Annotated in this window: 16 protein-coding genes; 5 read left to right on the top strand and 11 right to left on the bottom strand. The window is 63.3% G+C overall.

All coding sequences use genetic code 11. The features are described from left to right. The first annotated feature begins 141 nt into the window (after positions 1 to 141). The 5 genes from leuS to DGA31_RS27565 all read left to right on the top strand — a co-directional run bounded on the left by leuS (position 142) and on the right by DGA31_RS27565 (position 6,339). Positions 142 to 2,748: a leucine--tRNA ligase gene (gene leuS / locus DGA31_RS27545; protein WP_056841877.1), complete on the top strand. Its 2,607-nt coding sequence runs from the start codon at positions 142 to 144 to the stop codon at positions 2,746 to 2,748. A gap of 88 nt (positions 2,749 to 2,836) precedes the next feature. After that, entirely contained in the window at positions 2,837 to 3,442 is a 606-nt protein-coding gene (locus DGA31_RS27550) for an LPS-assembly lipoprotein LptE (protein ID WP_109514669.1), read from the top strand. 44 nt (positions 3,443 to 3,486) lie between these two features. Next, positions 3,487 to 4,518 (top strand): DNA polymerase III subunit delta, encoded by a 1,032-nt coding sequence (gene holA, locus DGA31_RS27555; RefSeq protein ID WP_109514670.1) that lies wholly within the window; start codon positions 3,487 to 3,489, stop codon positions 4,516 to 4,518. 254 nt (positions 4,519 to 4,772) lie between these two features. Next, positions 4,773 to 4,928, top strand: a complete 156-nt coding sequence (gene arfA / locus DGA31_RS27560) for an alternative ribosome rescue factor ArfA (RefSeq protein ID WP_056841874.1) — start codon at positions 4,773 to 4,775, stop codon at positions 4,926 to 4,928. Positions 4,929 to 5,010: 82 nt separating this feature from the next. After that, positions 5,011 to 6,339, top strand: a complete 1,329-nt coding sequence (locus DGA31_RS27565) for a lytic murein transglycosylase (protein ID WP_056841873.1) — start codon at positions 5,011 to 5,013, stop codon at positions 6,337 to 6,339. Between the two features lie 71 nt (positions 6,340 to 6,410). Here DGA31_RS27565 and lipA read toward each other — a convergent pair whose 3' ends face one another. The 11 genes from lipA to nadD all read right to left on the bottom strand — a co-directional run bounded on the left by lipA (position 6,411) and on the right by nadD (position 16,489). Next, a complete protein-coding gene (gene lipA / locus DGA31_RS27570) occupies positions 6,411 to 7,418 on the bottom strand; it encodes a lipoyl synthase (protein ID WP_056841872.1) in 1,008 nt (335 codons plus the stop codon). Position 7,419: 1 nt separating this feature from the next. Continuing rightward, entirely contained in the window at positions 7,420 to 8,067 is a 648-nt protein-coding gene (lipB, locus tag DGA31_RS27575) for a lipoyl(octanoyl) transferase LipB (RefSeq protein WP_056841871.1), read from the bottom strand. Next, the gene (locus DGA31_RS27580) at positions 8,067 to 8,342 is read right to left on the bottom strand and encodes a DUF493 domain-containing protein (RefSeq protein ID WP_056841870.1); all 276 of its coding nucleotides are present in this window, start codon (positions 8,340 to 8,342) and stop codon (positions 8,067 to 8,069) included. The genes lipB and DGA31_RS27580 overlap by 1 nt, the downstream gene beginning before the upstream one ends. Before the next feature lie 93 nt (positions 8,343 to 8,435). After that, complete coding sequence (locus DGA31_RS27585; protein ID WP_056841869.1) at positions 8,436 to 9,596, bottom strand: D-alanyl-D-alanine carboxypeptidase family protein; 1,161 nt, start codon at positions 9,594 to 9,596, stop codon at positions 8,436 to 8,438. Between the two features lie 211 nt (positions 9,597 to 9,807). Next, on the bottom strand, positions 9,808 to 10,818 hold the full coding sequence (locus DGA31_RS27590; protein WP_056841868.1) for a septal ring lytic transglycosylase RlpA family protein: 1,011 nt from the start codon (positions 10,816 to 10,818) through the stop codon (positions 9,808 to 9,810). Continuing rightward, positions 10,818 to 11,825, bottom strand: a complete 1,008-nt coding sequence (gene mltB, locus DGA31_RS27595) for a lytic murein transglycosylase B (protein WP_056842008.1) — start codon at positions 11,823 to 11,825, stop codon at positions 10,818 to 10,820. The genes DGA31_RS27590 and mltB overlap by 1 nt, the downstream gene beginning before the upstream one ends. 17 nt (positions 11,826 to 11,842) lie before the next feature. Continuing rightward, positions 11,843 to 12,946: a rod shape-determining protein RodA gene (rodA, locus tag DGA31_RS27600; protein ID WP_056842007.1), complete on the bottom strand. Its 1,104-nt coding sequence runs from the start codon at positions 12,944 to 12,946 to the stop codon at positions 11,843 to 11,845. Positions 12,947 to 12,977: 31 nt separating this feature from the next. Next, positions 12,978 to 14,897, bottom strand: a complete 1,920-nt coding sequence (gene mrdA / locus DGA31_RS27605) for a penicillin-binding protein 2 (RefSeq protein ID WP_056841867.1) — start codon at positions 14,895 to 14,897, stop codon at positions 12,978 to 12,980. A gap of 12 nt (positions 14,898 to 14,909) precedes the next feature. Further along, entirely contained in the window at positions 14,910 to 15,377 is a 468-nt protein-coding gene (gene rlmH / locus DGA31_RS27610; protein WP_056841866.1) for a 23S rRNA (pseudouridine(1915)-N(3))-methyltransferase RlmH, read from the bottom strand. Positions 15,378 to 15,386: 9 nt separating this feature from the next. Then, positions 15,387 to 15,773 (bottom strand): ribosome silencing factor, encoded by a 387-nt coding sequence (rsfS, locus tag DGA31_RS27615; RefSeq protein WP_056841865.1) that lies wholly within the window; start codon positions 15,771 to 15,773, stop codon positions 15,387 to 15,389. A 56-nt stretch (positions 15,774 to 15,829) separates the two neighbouring features. Further along, on the bottom strand, positions 15,830 to 16,489 hold the full coding sequence (gene nadD, locus DGA31_RS27620; protein WP_161959241.1) for a nicotinate-nucleotide adenylyltransferase: 660 nt from the start codon (positions 16,487 to 16,489) through the stop codon (positions 15,830 to 15,832). Between the last annotated feature and the right edge of the window lie 9 nt (positions 16,490 to 16,498).

The following is a 16,498-nucleotide window of genomic DNA, read 5'->3' on the forward strand; positions in this document are numbered from 1 at the left end:
ATGTATGCTACGGCGTTTCCTTAACCCCACTTGCGCTCACTCGAGTCACGACGCACCGCCCAGGCCATCACCCCCGGTGCACGCCTGACCCGGCGAAGCGATGAAGAGGCCAAGGGTCACCCATCTCTAGTAAAAAAAGCCATGCACGAACTCTATCAGCCCCGCGAAATCGAAGCCGCCGCCCAGTCCTTCTGGGACGAGCAAAAATCCTTTGAAGTCAGTGAACAGCCAGGCAAGGAGACTTACTACTGCCTGTCGATGTTTCCTTACCCCAGCGGCAAGCTACACATGGGTCATGTGCGCAACTACACGATCGGTGATGTAATTTCCCGCTACCAGCGCATGCTCGGCAAGAACGTCCTGCAGCCGCTGGGCTGGGACGCCTTCGGCATGCCGGCAGAAAATGCCGCCATCGACAACAACGTCGCCCCGGCCAAGTGGACGTACGAGAACATCGACTACATGAAGACCCAGCTCAAGAGCCTGGGCCTGGCGATCGACTGGTCGCGTGAAGTCACCACCTGCAAGCCCGATTACTACCGCTGGGAACAATGGCTGTTCACGCGCCTGTTCGAAAAAGGCGTGATCTACCGCAAGAACGGCACCGTGAACTGGGACCCGATCGACCAGACGGTTCTGGCCAACGAGCAGGTCATCGATGGCCGTGGCTGGCGTTCGGGCGCGCTGATCGAGAAGCGTGAAATCCCGATGTACTACTTCAAGATCACCGCTTACGCCGATGAACTGCTGACCAGCCTGGACGATCTGCCGGGCTGGCCCGAGCAGGTCAAGACCATGCAGCGCAACTGGATCGGCAAGTCGCGTGGCATGGAAGTGCAGTTCCCGTACGACCAGGCCAGCATCGGCCAGGCCGGTGCCCTGAAAGTCTTTACCACGCGCCCCGACACCCTGATGGGCGCGACCTACGTCGCCGTCGCTGCCGAGCACCCGCTGGCCACCCAGGCCGCGCAAGGCAATCCCGAGCTGCAGGCCTTTATCGACGAATGCAAGGGCGGCAGCGTCGCCGAAGCCGATGTCGCGACCCAGGAAAAGAAAGGCCTGCCGACCTCGCTGTTCGTCGAGCACCCGCTGACCGGTGAAAAACTGCCGGTGTGGGTCGCCAACTATGTGCTGATGCACTACGGCGACGGCGCGGTCATGGCCGTACCGGCCCACGACGAGCGCGACTTCGAATTCGCGACCAAGTATGGCTTGCCGATCAAGGCCGTCGTGCGCACCAGCGCCGGCGATGAGGTGACCGGCGAATGGCAGGCCGCCTTTGGCGAGCACGGCGAACTGATCAACTCTGGCGAATTCGACGGCCTGGACTTCCAGGGCGCGTTCGATGCCATCGAAGTGGCACTGATCAAGAAAGACCTGGGCCAGTCACGCACCCAGTTCCGCCTGCGCGACTGGGGCATCAGCCGCCAGCGCTACTGGGGCTGCCCGATCCCGATCGTGCATTGCGAGCAGTGCGGCGACGTGCCGGTGCCCGAAGATCAACTGCCGGTCGTGCTGCCTGAAGACGTGGTGCCGGACGGCGCCGGCTCGCCACTGGCGCGCATGCCCGAATTCTACGAGTGCAGCTGTCCGAAATGCGGCGCACCGGCCAAGCGTGAAACCGACACCATGGACACCTTCGTCGAGTCGTCCTGGTACTACGCGCGCTACGCCTCGCCGCACTATGAAGGCGGCCTGGTCGACCCGAAAGCGGCCAACCACTGGCTGCCGGTCGATCAGTACATCGGCGGGATCGAACACGCCATCCTGCACCTGCTCTATGCGCGCTTCTTCCACAAGCTGATGCGCGACGAAGGCCTGGTCAGCTCGGACGAGCCGTTCAAGAACCTGCTGACCCAGGGCATGGTCAACGCCGAAACCTACTTCCGCATGGAAACCAGCGGCAAGAAGACCTGGATCAACCCGGCCGATGTGACCCTGGAGCGTGACGCCAAGGCCAAGGTCATCAGCGCCACCTTGACCAGCGACGGCCTGCCGGTGCAGATCGGCGGCACGGAAAAGATGTCGAAGTCGAAGAAGAACGGCATCGACCCGCAGACCATGATCGACCAGTACGGTGCCGACACCTGCCGTCTGTTCATGATGTTCGCCTCGCCACCCGACCAGAGCCTGGAATGGTCCGATTCGGGCGTCGAAGGTTCCAGCCGCTTCCTGCGCCGCGTCTGGCGCCTGGCCCAGGCCCATGTGGCCCAGGGCCTGCCGGGCAGCCTGGACCTGGCGACCCTGAACGACGAGCAGAAAGTCATTCGTCGCTCGATTCACCAGGCGATCAGGCAGGCCAGCCAGGATATTGGCCAGCACCAGAAATTCAACACAGTCGTTGCCCAGGTGATGACCCTGATGAACGTGCTGGAAAAGGCCCCGCAAGCCAGTGCACAGGACCGCGCCCTGCTGCAGGAAGGCCTGCAGACCGTCGCCCTGCTGCTGGCGCCGATCACGCCGCACATCAGCCATGAACTGTGGCAGCAACTGGGCCATGCCACGCCGGTCATCGATGCCGGCTGGCCGGTCGTGGATGAAAACGCGCTGGTGCAGGACAGCCTGCAGCTGGTGATTCAGGTCAATGGCAAGCTGCGTGGCCAGATCGAGATGCCGGCCAGCGCCAGCCGCGAAGAAATCGAAGCGGCTGCACGGGTCAACGAGAACGTGCTGCGCTTCATCGACGGCCTGACGATCCGCAAGGTCATCGTAGTGCCAGGAAAACTGGTCAATATCGTCGCAAGCTGATGGTCCCGGGCGCCCGACAGGTTCGGGCGCCCGGCCTATTTCCAGGGTGCGCACGAGCGCCCCAGACGGATTCAAGGGGAATATAAAGATGATCAAACGCAATCTGCTGGTGCTGGGTCTGGCTGTGATGCTGAGCGCCTGTGGCTTCCAGCTGCGCGGCACCGGCAGCAACGAACTGGCCATCAAGGAACTGGACGTCAGCGCCCGCAACTCCTATGGCGACACCGTGACCCAACTGACGCGCGTGCTGACCAGCTCCGGCGTCAACGTCTATACCGGCGCGCAGTACAAGCTGCAACTGGTCAACGAATCCGAGAGCCAGCGCACCGCCAGCTATTCCGGTTCCGGCCGCTCGGCCGAGTACCAACTGACGACCACGCTGGACTACGAGATCCATGGTATCCAGGACCGCTTCCTGCTGGGCGACAAGGTCAGCGTCGACCGCATCTACGTGCATGACGGCAACAACCTGACCGGTTCCGACCAGGAAGCGGCGCAGATCCGCCAGGAAATGCGCAGCGAACTGATCCAGCGCCTGCTCGCCCGCCTGCAACAGCTGACCCCGGAACGCCTGGACCAACTGCAAGTCCGTGCCGACGAAGTCGCCCGTGCCGAAGAGCAAGCCCGCCAGGACGCACAACGCCTGCGTGATGCCACGCCTCAGCAGTCGCCTGTCGAAATCCCGAACCGCTAAACTTCTACGGGGCCAGCCTGCTGGCCCCGATCGCCGGCCCCGCCATGAAACTCGCCCCCGCCCAACTCGGCAAACACCTGCAAGGCACGCTCGCACCGGTCTACATCGTCAGTGGCGATGACCCGTTGCTGTGCCAGGAAGCGGCCGACGCCATTCGTGCCGCTGCGCGCCAGCAGGGCTTCGATGAACGCCAGGTGTTCAGCGCCGACGCCAACTTCGACTGGGGCACCCTGCTCCAGGCCGGGGCCAGCCTGTCGCTGTTCGCCGAACGACGCCTGCTGGAGCTGCGCCTGCCCTCGGGCAAGCCTGGCGACAAGGGCGCGGCGGCGCTGATCGAATACTGCTCGCGCCCGGCCGAAGACACCCTGCTGCTGATCAGCCTGCCCAAGCTCGATGGCAGCGCGCAGAAGACTAAATGGGGCAAGGCGCTGGTCGACGGCGCACAGTGTCAGTTCGTACAGATCTGGCCGGTGGATGCCAACCAGTTGCCGCAATGGATTCGCCAGCGCCTGTCCCAGGCCGGCCTTGCCGCCACCCAGGATGCCGTTGAACTGATCGCCGCCCGGGTCGAGGGCAACCTGCTGGCGGCCGCGCAGGAAATCGAAAAGCTCAAGCTGATGGCCGAAGACGGGCAGATTACCGTCGAGACCGTCCAGGCGGCCGTTGCCGACAGTGCGCGCTTCGATGTATTCGGCCTGACCGATGCGGTGCTGGCCGGCGATGCGACCCATGCCTTGCGCATTCTGGAAGGGCTGCGCGGTGAGGGTGTGGAAACCCCGGTGATTCTCTGGGCCCTGACCCGCGAGCTGCGTGCCCTGGCGACCATGGCCCTGCAGTTCAGCCAGGGCATGCCACTGGACAAGGTGTTCAGCTCGGCGCGCCCGCCGGTCTGGGACAAGCGCAAGCCACTGATGGGCAAGGCCTTGCAGCGCCTGTCCAGCAAGCGCTGGAACCAGTTGCTGCTCGATGCCCAGCAGATCGACGCACAGATCAAGGGCCAGGCACCCGGCTCACCGTGGAGCAGCCTGGCGCGACTGGCCCTGATGATGGCGGGGCAACGGTTGCAGTTGCCGTAGTAGGAGCGCGCTCTGCCCGCGACCGGCTGCGTTAGCAGTCGTAAAATTGTGGCGTTTCACAAATTTTGCGAGCGCTGCGCACTCGGTCGCGGGCAGAGCGCGCTCCTACAAAGGGTGAATTCAATATCCAGCAAAATCTGTCAGTACTTGTATGCGTGATTAGAGTGAAGGTCGCTTCATAGCACAGGTCTATTGGACACGCTGCGCGTCGTGTCCGATCATGCGCCCCGCACACACCCGAGGGAATTATTGCCATGAGCAAGAACAAGCGGCCCAACAAGGCCAAATCCATCATTGCCCAACCATTGTTCCGCAGCCGCCAGGAACGCCCGGCCAAGGGCAAAGGCAGCTACCGCCGCGAAGCCTTCCAGTCGAAAGACCGGGAGGCTTTTTACTTTATGGCTGCCTGATAAATGTCGTTACTTTCACAGCCCATGCAACCTGGCTGGCGTGTTAAGGTCTGCATCTAACGGTATTTGCCTGGACCCCAGCATGCACTTCTGTTTTACCCCACGCTGGCCCCTGCGCCAGTTGATCGCCGCCTCCAGCCTCATTGCCCTGGTCGCCTGCGCTGAAAAGCCCACTGCGGCCGACGCCACCCCGCTTCAGAACGTCAACACAGCCGCAGCGACTCCCGCGCCGGCTCTTGTTGCCCCGCTGGCGGTCGACGATACCCTGTCCCTCCAGCCTACCGTGAGTTTCAGCGAGTGGCAGGCCGGCTTTCGCAACCAGGCCCTGCAGGCCGGTATCCGCGCCGACGTCTTCGACACGGCCTTCGCCGGGGTCACACCCGACATGAGCGTGGTCAAGGCCGACCGTAGCCAGCCCGAGTTCAGCCGTCCGGTCTGGGAATACCTCGACAACGCCATTTCCAATGCCCGCGTGCGCAAGGGCCAGGCCCTGCTGACCCAGTACGCCAGCGAGTTGCAGGCCATCGAGCAACGCTACAACGTCGACCGCCAGACCCTGGTCGCCATCTGGGGCATGGAAAGCAACTTCGGCCAGTTCCAGGGCAGCCAGTCGGTGATCCGCTCGCTGGCCACGCTGGCCTATGAAGGCCGCCGCCCGGCCTTTGCGCAAAGCCAGTTGCTGGCGGCCCTGACCATCATCCAGCAAGGTGACATCAGTGCCGACCGCATGATCGGCTCGTGGGCCGGCGCCATGGGCCAGACCCAGTTCATGCCGACCACCTACAACACCCATGCCGTGGACTTCGATGGCGACGGTCGCCGCGATATCTGGAGCAGCCCCAGCGATGCCCTGGCCTCGGCCGCCCACTATCTGCAAAGCTCGGGCTGGCAGCGTGGACAGCCGTGGGGTTATGAAGTGGTCCTGGCCAGCGGTTTCGACTACGCCCTGGCAGACCCTGCGATTCGCAAGAGCCTGGCGCAATGGCAGGAACTGGGTCTGAAGCTGCCCGACGGCACGCCGCTGCCGCCCGCCGCCGCTCAGCAACAGGCCTCCCTGCTGCTGCCCGCCGGTTACCGTGGCCCGGCCTTTCTGGTATTGGACAACTTCCGCGCCATTCTCAAGTACAACAACTCAAGCTCTTATGCCATGGCCATCAGCATGCTGGGCGATCGCTTCAAGGGCGCCGGTTACGTTGTGGGCAGTTGGCCGCGCACCGACCTGCCGCTCAGTCGCTCCGAGCGCATGGAGCTGCAGAGCCTGCTCAGTGCCCGCCAGTACGACGCCGGCGCGCCTGACGGAATCATCGGCACCAACACCCGCAAGGCGATCCGTAGCGCCCAGCAGGCGCTGGGCTGGCCGGCCGATGGCTATCCGACCCACGAGCTGCTCAACAGCCTGCGACAGCAGTAGGCGCCTTTTCAGCGCACATGAAAAAACGGGCCGCAGATCACTCTGCGGCCCGTTTTTTTTATGCCCTGTGATCAGAGCGCTTGCTTGGCGATCTTGGCCTGCTCGTCGGCATGGTACGACGAACGCACCAGCGGCCCGGACGCCACGTTCTTGAAGCCCATGCGGTAGCCTTCCTCGGCAAACCAGGCAAAGGTGTCCGGGTGCACGAAGCGCTGCACCGGCAAGTGGTTGCGCGACGGTTGCAGGTACTGGCCCAGGGTCAGCATGTCGATGTCATGCTCGCGCATGCGCTGCATGACTTCGATCACCTCTTCGTCGGTCTCGCCCAGGCCCAGCATCAGACCGGACTTGGTCGGCACGTGCGGCACCATCTGCTTGAAGCGTTGCAGCAGGGTCAGCGACCACTGGTAATCGGAACCCGGACGCGCGGCCTTGTACAGGCGTGGCACGGTTTCCAGGTTGTGGTTGAAGACATCCGGCGGCTCGGCGGCAGTGATTTCCAGTGCCACGTCCATGCGCCCACGGTAGTCGGGCACCAGGGTCTCGAGCTGCACGTTGGGCGACAGCTTGCGGATTTCGCGCAGGCAGTCGGCAAAGTGCTGGGCACCACCGTCGCGCAGGTCGTCGCGGTCTACCGAGGTAATCACCACGTACTTCAGGCGCAGGTCGGCAATCGCCACCGCCAGGTTGTGCGGCTCTTCGGTGTCCAGGGCCTTGGGACGGCCATGGCCCACGTCGCAGAACGGGCAGCGACGGGTGCAGATGTCACCCATGATCATGAACGTGGCGGTGCCGCCGGAGAAGCACTCGCCCAGGTTCGGGCAGGACGCTTCTTCGCAGACGCTGTGCAGCTTGTGTTTGCGCAGCAGTTGCTTGATGCGGTCGACTTCCGGCGAAACCGGGATACGCACGCGAATCCAGTCAGGCTTTTTCGGCAGTTCGACGGTTGGAATGATCTTGACCGGGATGCGCGCTACTTTTTCCGCGCCACGCAGCTTTACGCCTGCTTCGACTTTGGGGCGGGGCGCACGCTCGGACACATCCAGCGTCGGGATCAGGGTTTGCACGGTATCAGTCATATCAGTCTATTCCGCCCGTAAGGGTCGCCTGCTCAGCATAGTCGAGGTGTCTGACGAGCTGCGCGCGCAGCCGGGCACTTACCTCGGCAAATTCTATTGACCCGGCATGCTCACTCAGCTGGGTCATCGTCAGCCCTGCATAACCGCAGGGGTTGATACGCCGGAACGGCTCCAGGTCCATGTCGACATTCAGCGCCAGGCCATGAAAGGAACAACCGTTACGGATGCGCAGGCCTAAAGAAGCGATTTTCGCGCCTTCGACGTAGACGCCTGGCGCTTCGGCCTTGGCCGCCGCCACCACGCCGTAGCTGCCCAGCAGATCGATCAGGCAGTTTTCGATACGCGTGACCAGATCACGCACGCCACAGCCCTTGCGCCGGACATCAAGCAACAGGTACGCCACCAGTTGGCCGGGGCCATGATAAGTCACCTGGCCACCACGATCGACCTGTACGACAGGAATATCGCCCGGCAGCAGCAAATGCTCGGCCTTGCCGGACTGGCCCTGGGTGAACACCGGCGGGTGCTGCACCAGCCAGACCTCATCGGCGGCCTCGCGGCCACGGGTGTCGGTGAAGCGCTGCATCGCATGCCAGGCCTGCTCGTAGTCGACCAGTCCCAGCTCGCGGATGCCGAGAACATCGCTCATCAGAGCACCATGTGCACGACACCCGTCGCGCGCAGGGCGCTATTGATGTCGCGCAGCTGATCCTCGCCGATGGCGATGATGTGCAACTGGACTGTGGTGTACTTGCCGTTGCTGCTCTGACGCTCGGCCAGGGTCTTGAGATCGACTTCGGCGTGCTTCTTGAGGATCTCGATCACGCTGTTGGTAAAGCCTACACCGGTGTCACCGATCACCTTGATCGGGTAGTCGGCGCAGGGAAATTCGATTCTTGGTGGCTGTACATCGGTATCGGTCATGGCAGTAAAGGTCTCACAAGCCGTGACGACGGACACGCCGCCCGTCCGGATCACGGACGGGCGGCGAGAGAGTCGGCATTGATTTCTGGATTGTCAGTTGAACAAACCGAAGAAGAACAGGCGAATGCTATCCCACACACGGCGGAAAAAGCCACCTTCCTCGACGCCATCGAGGGCGATCAGGTCGGCGGTGTGCACCACTTTGTCTTCCATGCGCACTTCAACCTTGCCGATGACATCGCCCTTGGCGATCGGCGCGACCAGTTGCGGGTTCATGGTCATGCTGGCAGACAGTTTTTTCATCTGCCCTTTCGGCATGGTCAGGCTCAGGTCATCGGCAAGGCCGGCCTTGACCTGGCGGGTAGCGCCTTTCCAGACCGGGGCCTGGGCCAGCTCGGCACCCTTCTGATAGAAGTTCTGGGTTTCGAAGAAGCGGAAACCGTAGGTCAGCAGTTTCTGGGTTTCAGCGGCCCGGGCCTGCTCGCTGTTGGTGCCGAAGACTACGGCGATCAGGCGCATGCCGTCACGCACCGCCGAGGACACCAGGCAATAGCCGGCTTCGTCGGTGTGACCGGTCTTCAGGCCGTCGACGGTCTTGTCGCGCCACAGCAGCAGGTTGCGGTTAGGCTGCTTGATGCCGTTCCAGAAGAACTCTTTCTGCGAGTAGATCGCGTAATGCGCCGGGTCTTCATGAATGATCGCCCGGGCCAGCTTGGCCATGTCGTGCGCCGAGGAGTAATGCTCGGGGTTCGGCAGGCCGGTAGGGTTCATGAAGTGGGTGTTGGTCAGGTTCAGGTCGGCCGCGGTCTTGTTCATCATGTCGGCGAACGCGTCTTCGCTGCCGGCGATGTGCTCGGCCAGGGCGACGCTGGCGTCGTTGCCCGACTGGATGATGACCCCGTGCAGCAGGTCGCTGACGCTGACCTGGCTGCCGACCTTGATGAACATCCGCGAACCGCCGGTGCGCCAGGAGTTCTCGCTGACCGTCACCGGATCGTTTTCGCCGATCTGGCCACGGCGGATTTCCAGGGTCGCGATGTAGGCCGTCATCAGCTTGGTCAGGCTGGCCGGAGGCAGGCGCTGGTCGCCGTTGTTCTCAACCAGAACGTTGCCGCTGGAGGCATCCATCAGCACGTAGGATTTGGCGGCCAGTTGCGGTGCCGCCGGTGTCATCTGTTCTACGGCCCAGGCAGCAGGCGTGATGATCAGTGGCACTAGCAGGCACAAACGTTTTGCAAAGGTTGTGATGTTCATCCGTCTCTCTAAATTGCTGATGGCAAACATGCCCTCGCGGGCAAAACTCAAGGATCCGTGAAAGGGCGCGCCTTCCCGTCTCCCGTGACGCCAGGCCAGGCCTGGCAGGCAAGAATCATCTTGCCGCTGCATCGTCACCTACTGCTCTGCCCGGCAGGTTGAGGCCATGATGCGGTGCGTTTGCCTGCCGTGAAGACGGCAGGCGGCGCGGTCAATCAGGGGTCACCATGCTGGGCGAACCCAGGTTGGCCGACCTTACGCTGTCCTGCAGTTGCTGGGCTTCACCCTGGGTGGCCACCGGCCCCATCCGCACGCGATAGAGTGTCTGCTGGTTGCGTGCGATGGAACTGACGAACACCGGCGCCCGGACCATCGTGCTCAGTTTCGAGCGCAGCAGCTCCGCAGCATCCGGGTTGGCGAAGGCCCCTACCTGGAGAAACAGCCCAGCGGCTGATCCTGAATCGTTTTTTTTTGCCTCAACCTGCAAGGGCACGGTCGGGGCGGCATGCTGCTGGGGCGGCGGCGTCCATTGTTCGATCGTGCCGGTGGAGGCGGTGATCACCGGTGCCACGGCCCTGGGCGCCACTTGCGGCTGGCTGAGCATCAGCGGTGCCTGGCCGCCGCGCTGGTCCCACCATTGTTGCGGATCGATGCCTTCGACCTTGACCCTGGCGGTACCGCTTTCGGCATAACCGAGCTTCTTGGCGGCGGCATACGACAAATCGATGATGCGGTCCGAGTAGAACGGCCCACGGTCGTTGACCCGCAGGACAACGGTACGGTTGTTGTCCAGGTTGGTGACCTTCACGTAGGTCGGCAGCGGCAGGGTCTTGTGCGCGGCACTCATGCCGTACAGGTCATAGACTTCGCCGTTGGCGGTGTTCTGGCCGTGGAACTTGGTGCCGTACCAGGAAGCGGTGCCAGTGGCGACATAGCGCCGGCCGTCGCTCATGGGAAAGTAGTTCTTGCCCAGTACGGTGTAGGGGTTGGCCTTGAAGGCACCGGTGTGCACGGTTGGCGTGGCATCGGGAATCTTGGTGATGTCGACGTCCCACCAGGGCGCACCGTCCTTGTGGGCACGGTTGATGTCCAGGCCTGGCGTGGCACGCACGACCGGGCCGCTACCGCTTTTCTGGGGAGATCGGCTGGGTGACGAGCAACTGGCAAGCACCAGTCCGAGCCCGGCACACAGCAGCAGTTTCAGTGAGGTACTTGCCCGCATTACTTGAAGCCTCGAGCTTGAACCAGCGATTCGGATAACTGATGCACGGCCATGGCGTACATCACACTGCGGTTATAACGGGTGATTGCATAAAAATTGTTCAATCCTATCCAGTATTCAGGGCCTTGATCGCCTTCAAGGCGAAAGGCGGTGACCGGCAGGTCGGCGCGCAGCGCATCATGACTCGCCCAGCCCAGGGCTCGCAACTCCCCAAGGCTCATGACCGGGTCGAGTCCGGGGCTCAGCCCCTTGTCGACCTGCGGTCCCTGTACGCTGGCACGGCTGACAACCGGCTGTCCGGCCGTCCAGCCGTGGCGCTTGAAGTAGCTGGCCACACTGCCGATGGCGTCGTCCGGGTCGGTCCAGATATTGATATGGCCATCGCCGTCGAAATCCACGGCATAGGCGCGAAAGCTGCTGGGCATGAACTGCGGCAGGCCCATGGCGCCGGCGTAGGAGCCTTTGACAGTCAGCGGGTCGATCTGTTGTTCGCGGGCCAGCAGCAGGTACTCGCGCAGTTCCTTGCGGAAAAAGTCGGCGCGCGGCGGGTAGTCGAAGCCCAGGGTCGACAACGCATCGATCACCCGGTAGTTGCCGGTGTTGCGGCCAAAGAAGGTCTCGACGCCGATGATTGCCACGATCACCTGGGCGGGCACGCCGTATTCACGCTCGGCACGGGCCAGCACCGCTTCGTGCTGGCGCCAGAAATCCACACCGCGGGCGATGCGCGCCTCGGTCATGAACATCGGCCGGTATTCCTTCCACGGCTTGACCCGCTCGGCCGGGCGCGAGATGGCGTCGAGGATCGCCTGCTTGCGCTCGACCTCACGGAAGATGCTCATCAATTGTTCACCGGCAAAACCATGATCGCGGGTCATCTGACCCACGAACTCGGCCACTTGGGGCGAACCTTCGTAGGCACCGGCCATGGCCTCCTGCAGCGAGCCGAGAAGTCCCACCAGGCCGACCAGCGGAGCGTAGCGAGCCCAGTTGCGCACTGCTTGCATTGAATAGTTCACCTTGATCAAGTTTGTGCGATCCATTTGCGATGGGTATGAATCGACATCAAAATTCCAAACGCTGACAGCAGGGTCACCAGCGAAGTTCCCCCGTAGCTAATGAAGGGTAACGGAACCCCCACCACTGGCAGCAAACCGCTGACCATGCCGATATTGACGAACACATAGACAAAGAAGGTCATGGTCAGTGCCCCGGCCAGCAACTTGCCGAACAGGGTCTGGGCCTGGGCGGTGATGACCAGCCCGCGACCGATGAGCAACAGGTAGATGATCAGCAGCGCACAGATGCCGACCAGGCCGAACTCTTCGCCGAGCACGGCGATGATGAAGTCGGTGTGGCTTTCCGGCAGGAAGTCCAGGTGCGACTGGGTGCCCAGCAGCCAGCCCTTGCCGAACACGCCGCCCGAGCCGATGGCGGCCTTGGACTGGATGATGTTCCAGCCGGTGCCCAGCGGGTCGCTCTCGGGGTCGAGAAAGGTCAGCACCCGCTGCTTCTGGTAGTCGTGCATGAAGAAGAACCACATCAGCACGGCCGCCGGTACGGCCGCCGCCAGCACACTGACGATCCAGCGCCAGCGCAGGCCGGCCATGAACAGCACGAAAGCGCCCGAGGCCAGGATCAGCAGCGAGGTGCCAAGGTCAGGCTGGCGCACAATCAGCACAAAGGGCACGCCGATCAGCGCCAGGCTCACGGCCACATGCTTGAGTTGCGGCGGCAGCGTGCGTTTTGACAGGTACCAGGCAATGGTCGCCGGCATCAGGATCTTCAGGAACTCCGAAGGCTGGAAGCGGATGACGCCGGGAATGTTGATCCAGCGGGTCGCCCCCATGGCGTTGTGGCCCATGATGTCGACCACCACCAGCAGGATCACGCCGATCACATAGCCCACCGGCACCCAGCGCGCCATGAAGCGCGGCTCGAACTGGGCAATGATCACCATCGCGACCATGCCCAGGCCAAAGGAGCTGGCCTGCTTGAGCAGCAGGTCCCAGTTCTTGCCGCTGGCCGAATACAGGACAAACAGGCTGCCCGCGGCCAGGATCAGCAGCAGCACCAGCAACGGACCGTCGATATGAATGCGCTGCAGCAGCGTGGCGCGGCGACGCATGACGTCTTCGCTGGACAGGATGCGGTCGAAATTACTCTTCACGGGCAGCGGCCTCGGCGGTCGGTGCAGCGCCGCGTTCGGGGTTGAGGGAGCCGGCGTATTCAGGCTTGAGGTGACCGTTCTGGTCCAGCAGCCAGGCGTCCATGACCTGACGGACCACAGGCGCCGCGACGCCGGAGCCGGACTCGCCGTTCTCGACCATCACCGCCACCACGATCCTGGGGTTGTCGGCCGGAGCAAAGCCGACGAACAGGGCGTGGTCGCGATGGCGCTCCTGGACCTTGGTGCGGTCGTACTTCTCGCCCTGCTTGATGGCCACGACCTGGGCCGTACCACTCTTGCCGGCGATGCGGTATTGCGCACCGACGGCTGCCTTGCGCGCGGTCCCGCGGGCACCGTGCATCACTTCCTGCATGCCGTGGTTGACCCGCGCCCAGTTATTGGGGTCGCGCAGGATGATGTCCGGCACCGGATTGGGATCGACCGGCGGCTGGCCTTCGATGGTCTTGGCCAGGTGCGGCCGAATCCACTTGCCCTTGCTGGCCACCAATGCCGTGGCCTGGGCCAGTTGCAGCGGTGTGGCCTGCATGTAGCCCTGGCCGATCCCCAGGATCAGCGTTTCGCCGGGGAACCAGGCCTGGCGGCGCGTGGTGCGCTTCCATTCCCGGGACGGCATCAGGCCGGGGGATTCTTCGAACATGTCCAGCGAGACCTTCTGGCCGATGCCGAACTTATTCATATAGACCGACAGCTTGTCGATGCCCAGCTTGTGCGCCAGGTCATAGAAGTAGGTGTCGTTGGAACGCATGATCGCGGTGTCCAGGTCGACCCAGCCGTCACCGGAGCGGTTCCAGTTACGGTATTTGTGGTCATAGTTGGGCAACTGGTAGTAGCCGGGGTCGAATACCCGCGAGCCCGGCGTGACGGCGCCGCCGTCGAGCCCGGCAATGGCCACCGCCGGCTTGATGGTCGAGCCCGGCGGGTACAGGCCGCGCAGGATGCGGTTGAACAGCGGCCGGTCGATGGAATCGCGCAACTCGGCATAGGCCTTGAAGCTGATGCCGGTGACGAACAGGTTCGGGTCGAAGCTGGGGGCACTGACCATGGCCAGCACTTCACCGGTATTGGGGTCGAGCGCCACCACGGCACCGCGACGACCGCCCAGTGCCGCTTCGGCCGCTTCCTGCAGGTGAATGTCTAGGCTCAGGACAATGTCCTTGCCCGGCACCGGGTCGGTGCGCTTGAGCACCCGCAGCACCCGCCCGCGCGCGTTGGTTTCGACTTCTTCGTAGCCGACCTGGCCGTGCAGTTCGTTTTCATAGAACCGCTCGATGCCGGTCTTGCCGATGTGGTGGGTGCCACTGTAGGCGACCGGGTCGAGGGTCTTGAGCTCTTTCTCGTTGATGCGCCCGACATAACCCACCGAGTGCGCGAAATGCGCGCCCTGCGGGTAATGCCGCACCAGTTGCGCCACCACCTCGACCCCGGGCAGGCGGAACTGGTTGACCGCCACCAGGGCGATCTGCTCTTCGGTCAGCTCAAAGAGAATGGGCACCGGCTCGAACGGCCGGCGCCCCTGTTTCATGCGCTTTTCGAAGATGGCCCGGTCATCGGGGCTCAGTTGCAGCACCTCGACGATGGTGTCGAGCACCCCGGCCCAGTCACCGGCCCGTTCGCGGGTCATGCTCAGGCTGAAGCTGGGCCGGTTATCGGCGACCACCAGGCCATTGCGGTCGAAGATCAGGCCGCGGCTGGGCGGGATCGGCTGGACATGGACCCGGTTGTTCTCAGACAGCGTGGAGTGATAGTCGTACTGGATGACCTGCAGGTAATACAGGCGCGCAATCAGTACGCACACCAGCAGCACGATGGCCACGGCTCCGACCACGACACGGCTGCGCACCAGGCGTGCGTCTTTCTCGTGGTCTTTGAGGCGGATCGGCTGGGACATTTGGAGGGCGAACTACTTGTGGTAAGGGTGCCCGGACAGGACTGTCCAGGCGCGATAGATCTGTTCGCCGATCAGGATGCGTACCAGCGGATGCGGCAAGGTCAGCGGTGACAGCGACCAGCGCTGTTCGCTGCGCGCGCACACCTCTGGCGCCAGCCCTTCCGGGCCGCCGACCATGAGGTTGACCGTGCGGGCATCCAGACGCCAGCGATCGAGTTCACCGGCCAGTTGCTCGGTGCTCCAGGGCTTGCCCTGCACCTCGAGGGTCACGATCCGCTCGCCCGGTTGCACCTTGGCCAGCATGGCTTCGCCTTCCTGACGGATCAGGCGCGCCACGTCGGCGTTCTTGCCACGGGTGTTGAGCGCGATTTCGACCAGCTCAAGGGACAGCTCCGAAGGCAGGCGCTTGGCGTACTCGTGCCAGCCCTCTTCGACCCACTTGGGCATGCGCGAGCCTACGGCAATCAGGCGGATACGCACGACAGCGGCTTATTCGAAACCTGGGGTGTGATGCGCCGCGCTGGCGGCGCGGCTTTGTTCGGCGCCCTGCCACAGGCGTTCGAGGTCATAGAACTGACGGGCAGCGGCGGTCATCACGTGCACCACGACGTCGCCCAGGTCCAGCAGCACCCAGTCGCTGTCGCCCTTGCCTTCTTCGCTCAGCGGTTGCACGCCGGCGGCCTTGACCTTTTCACGCACGCTGTCGACCAGGGCGTTGAGCTGGCGGTTGGAAGTACCGGTGCAGATCAGCATGTAGTCGGCGATGCTGGTCTTGTCTCGTACATCAATGGCTAGAATGTCGGCGCCTTTTACATCTTCCAGTGCGGCGGTGGCCAGCTTGACGACTTCTTCACTGTTCAATTTCTGCTTGGTCATAAAAACTCATTCACTCATCAATGTGGACACACCCTGTGGCTTGCCATGCAAGCGTATCAGGGCGCTCCGTCGGTCTTCGGCGCACGGTACAGCCCGTGCGCTTCGATATAGGCCAGAACCGCATCCGGTACCAGAAAGCGTACCGATCGGCCATCGGCCAGTAATTGGCGGATCTGGGTGGCCGACACCGATAGCGGTGTCTGCCAGACAAACGTAATGTTCCCGCCAGGCCCCGGCAGGGCCAACGGGTCGCTGACGGCCCGCGCCGCCAGCAGGTTGCGCAAGGCTTCGGGCGGTTCGCTGTCCGCATCCGGACGTTGCAGCACCACGATGTGGCAATGTTCCAGCAATTGTTCCCAGCGGTGCCAGGCCGGCAGGCTGCAAAACGCATCCCACCCCAGCAACAGGAACAGTTGATCGTCGGGGTCCATCCCGGTCCGCATCGACTCCAGGGTGTCGAGGGTGTACGACGGCTTGTCGCGCGCCAGCTCACGGTCATCCACCGTCAGCGGTGCCACCCCGGCCACAGCGCAACGCACCATGGCCAGGCGATCCCGGGCCGAGACGCTCGGCAGTTCGCGGTGCGGCGGCCGGGCACTGGGCGTCAGGCGCAGCTCGTCGAGACCGAGCAACTCGGCGACTTCAAGGGCTCCACGCAAATGACCGATGTGCACCGGATCGAACGTGCCGCCCAACATGCCGATGCGCCTGGGCAAGGCGGGCGC

Origin of the sequence: Pseudomonas ovata, from assembly GCF_003131185.1 — a bacterium.
Lineage (GTDB): Bacteria > Pseudomonadota > Gammaproteobacteria > Pseudomonadales > Pseudomonadaceae > Aquipseudomonas > Aquipseudomonas ovata.

Bases quoted from the DNA above. Each gene is read 5' to 3' on its own strand.
- leuS (WP_056841877.1), top strand. From the start codon at position 142: ATGCACGAACTCTATCAGCCCCGCGAAATCGAAGCCGCCGCCCAGTCC.
- DGA31_RS27550 (WP_109514669.1), top strand. From the start codon at position 2,837: ATGATCAAACGCAATCTGCTGGTGCTGGGTCTGGCTGTGATGCTGAGC.
- holA (WP_109514670.1), top strand. From the start codon at position 3,487: ATGAAACTCGCCCCCGCCCAACTCGGCAAACACCTGCAAGGCACGCTC.
- arfA (WP_056841874.1), top strand. From the start codon at position 4,773: ATGAGCAAGAACAAGCGGCCCAACAAGGCCAAATCCATCATTGCCCAA.
- DGA31_RS27565 (WP_056841873.1), top strand. From the start codon at position 5,011: ATGCACTTCTGTTTTACCCCACGCTGGCCCCTGCGCCAGTTGATCGCC.
- lipA (WP_056841872.1), bottom strand. From the start codon at position 7,418: ATGACTGATACCGTGCAAACCCTGATCCCGACGCTGGATGTGTCCGAG.
- lipB (WP_056841871.1), bottom strand. From the start codon at position 8,067: ATGAGCGATGTTCTCGGCATCCGCGAGCTGGGACTGGTCGACTACGAG.
- DGA31_RS27580 (WP_056841870.1), bottom strand. From the start codon at position 8,342: ATGACCGATACCGATGTACAGCCACCAAGAATCGAATTTCCCTGCGCC.
- DGA31_RS27585 (WP_056841869.1), bottom strand. From the start codon at position 9,596: ATGAACATCACAACCTTTGCAAAACGTTTGTGCCTGCTAGTGCCACTG.
- DGA31_RS27590 (WP_056841868.1), bottom strand. From the start codon at position 10,818: ATGCGGGCAAGTACCTCACTGAAACTGCTGCTGTGTGCCGGGCTCGGA.
- mltB (WP_056842008.1), bottom strand. From the start codon at position 11,825: ATGCAAGCAGTGCGCAACTGGGCTCGCTACGCTCCGCTGGTCGGCCTG.
- rodA (WP_056842007.1), bottom strand. From the start codon at position 12,946: ATGCGTCGCCGCGCCACGCTGCTGCAGCGCATTCATATCGACGGTCCG.
- mrdA (WP_056841867.1), bottom strand. From the start codon at position 14,897: ATGTCCCAGCCGATCCGCCTCAAAGACCACGAGAAAGACGCACGCCTG.
- rsfS (WP_056841865.1), bottom strand. From the start codon at position 15,773: ATGACCAAGCAGAAATTGAACAGTGAAGAAGTCGTCAAGCTGGCCACC.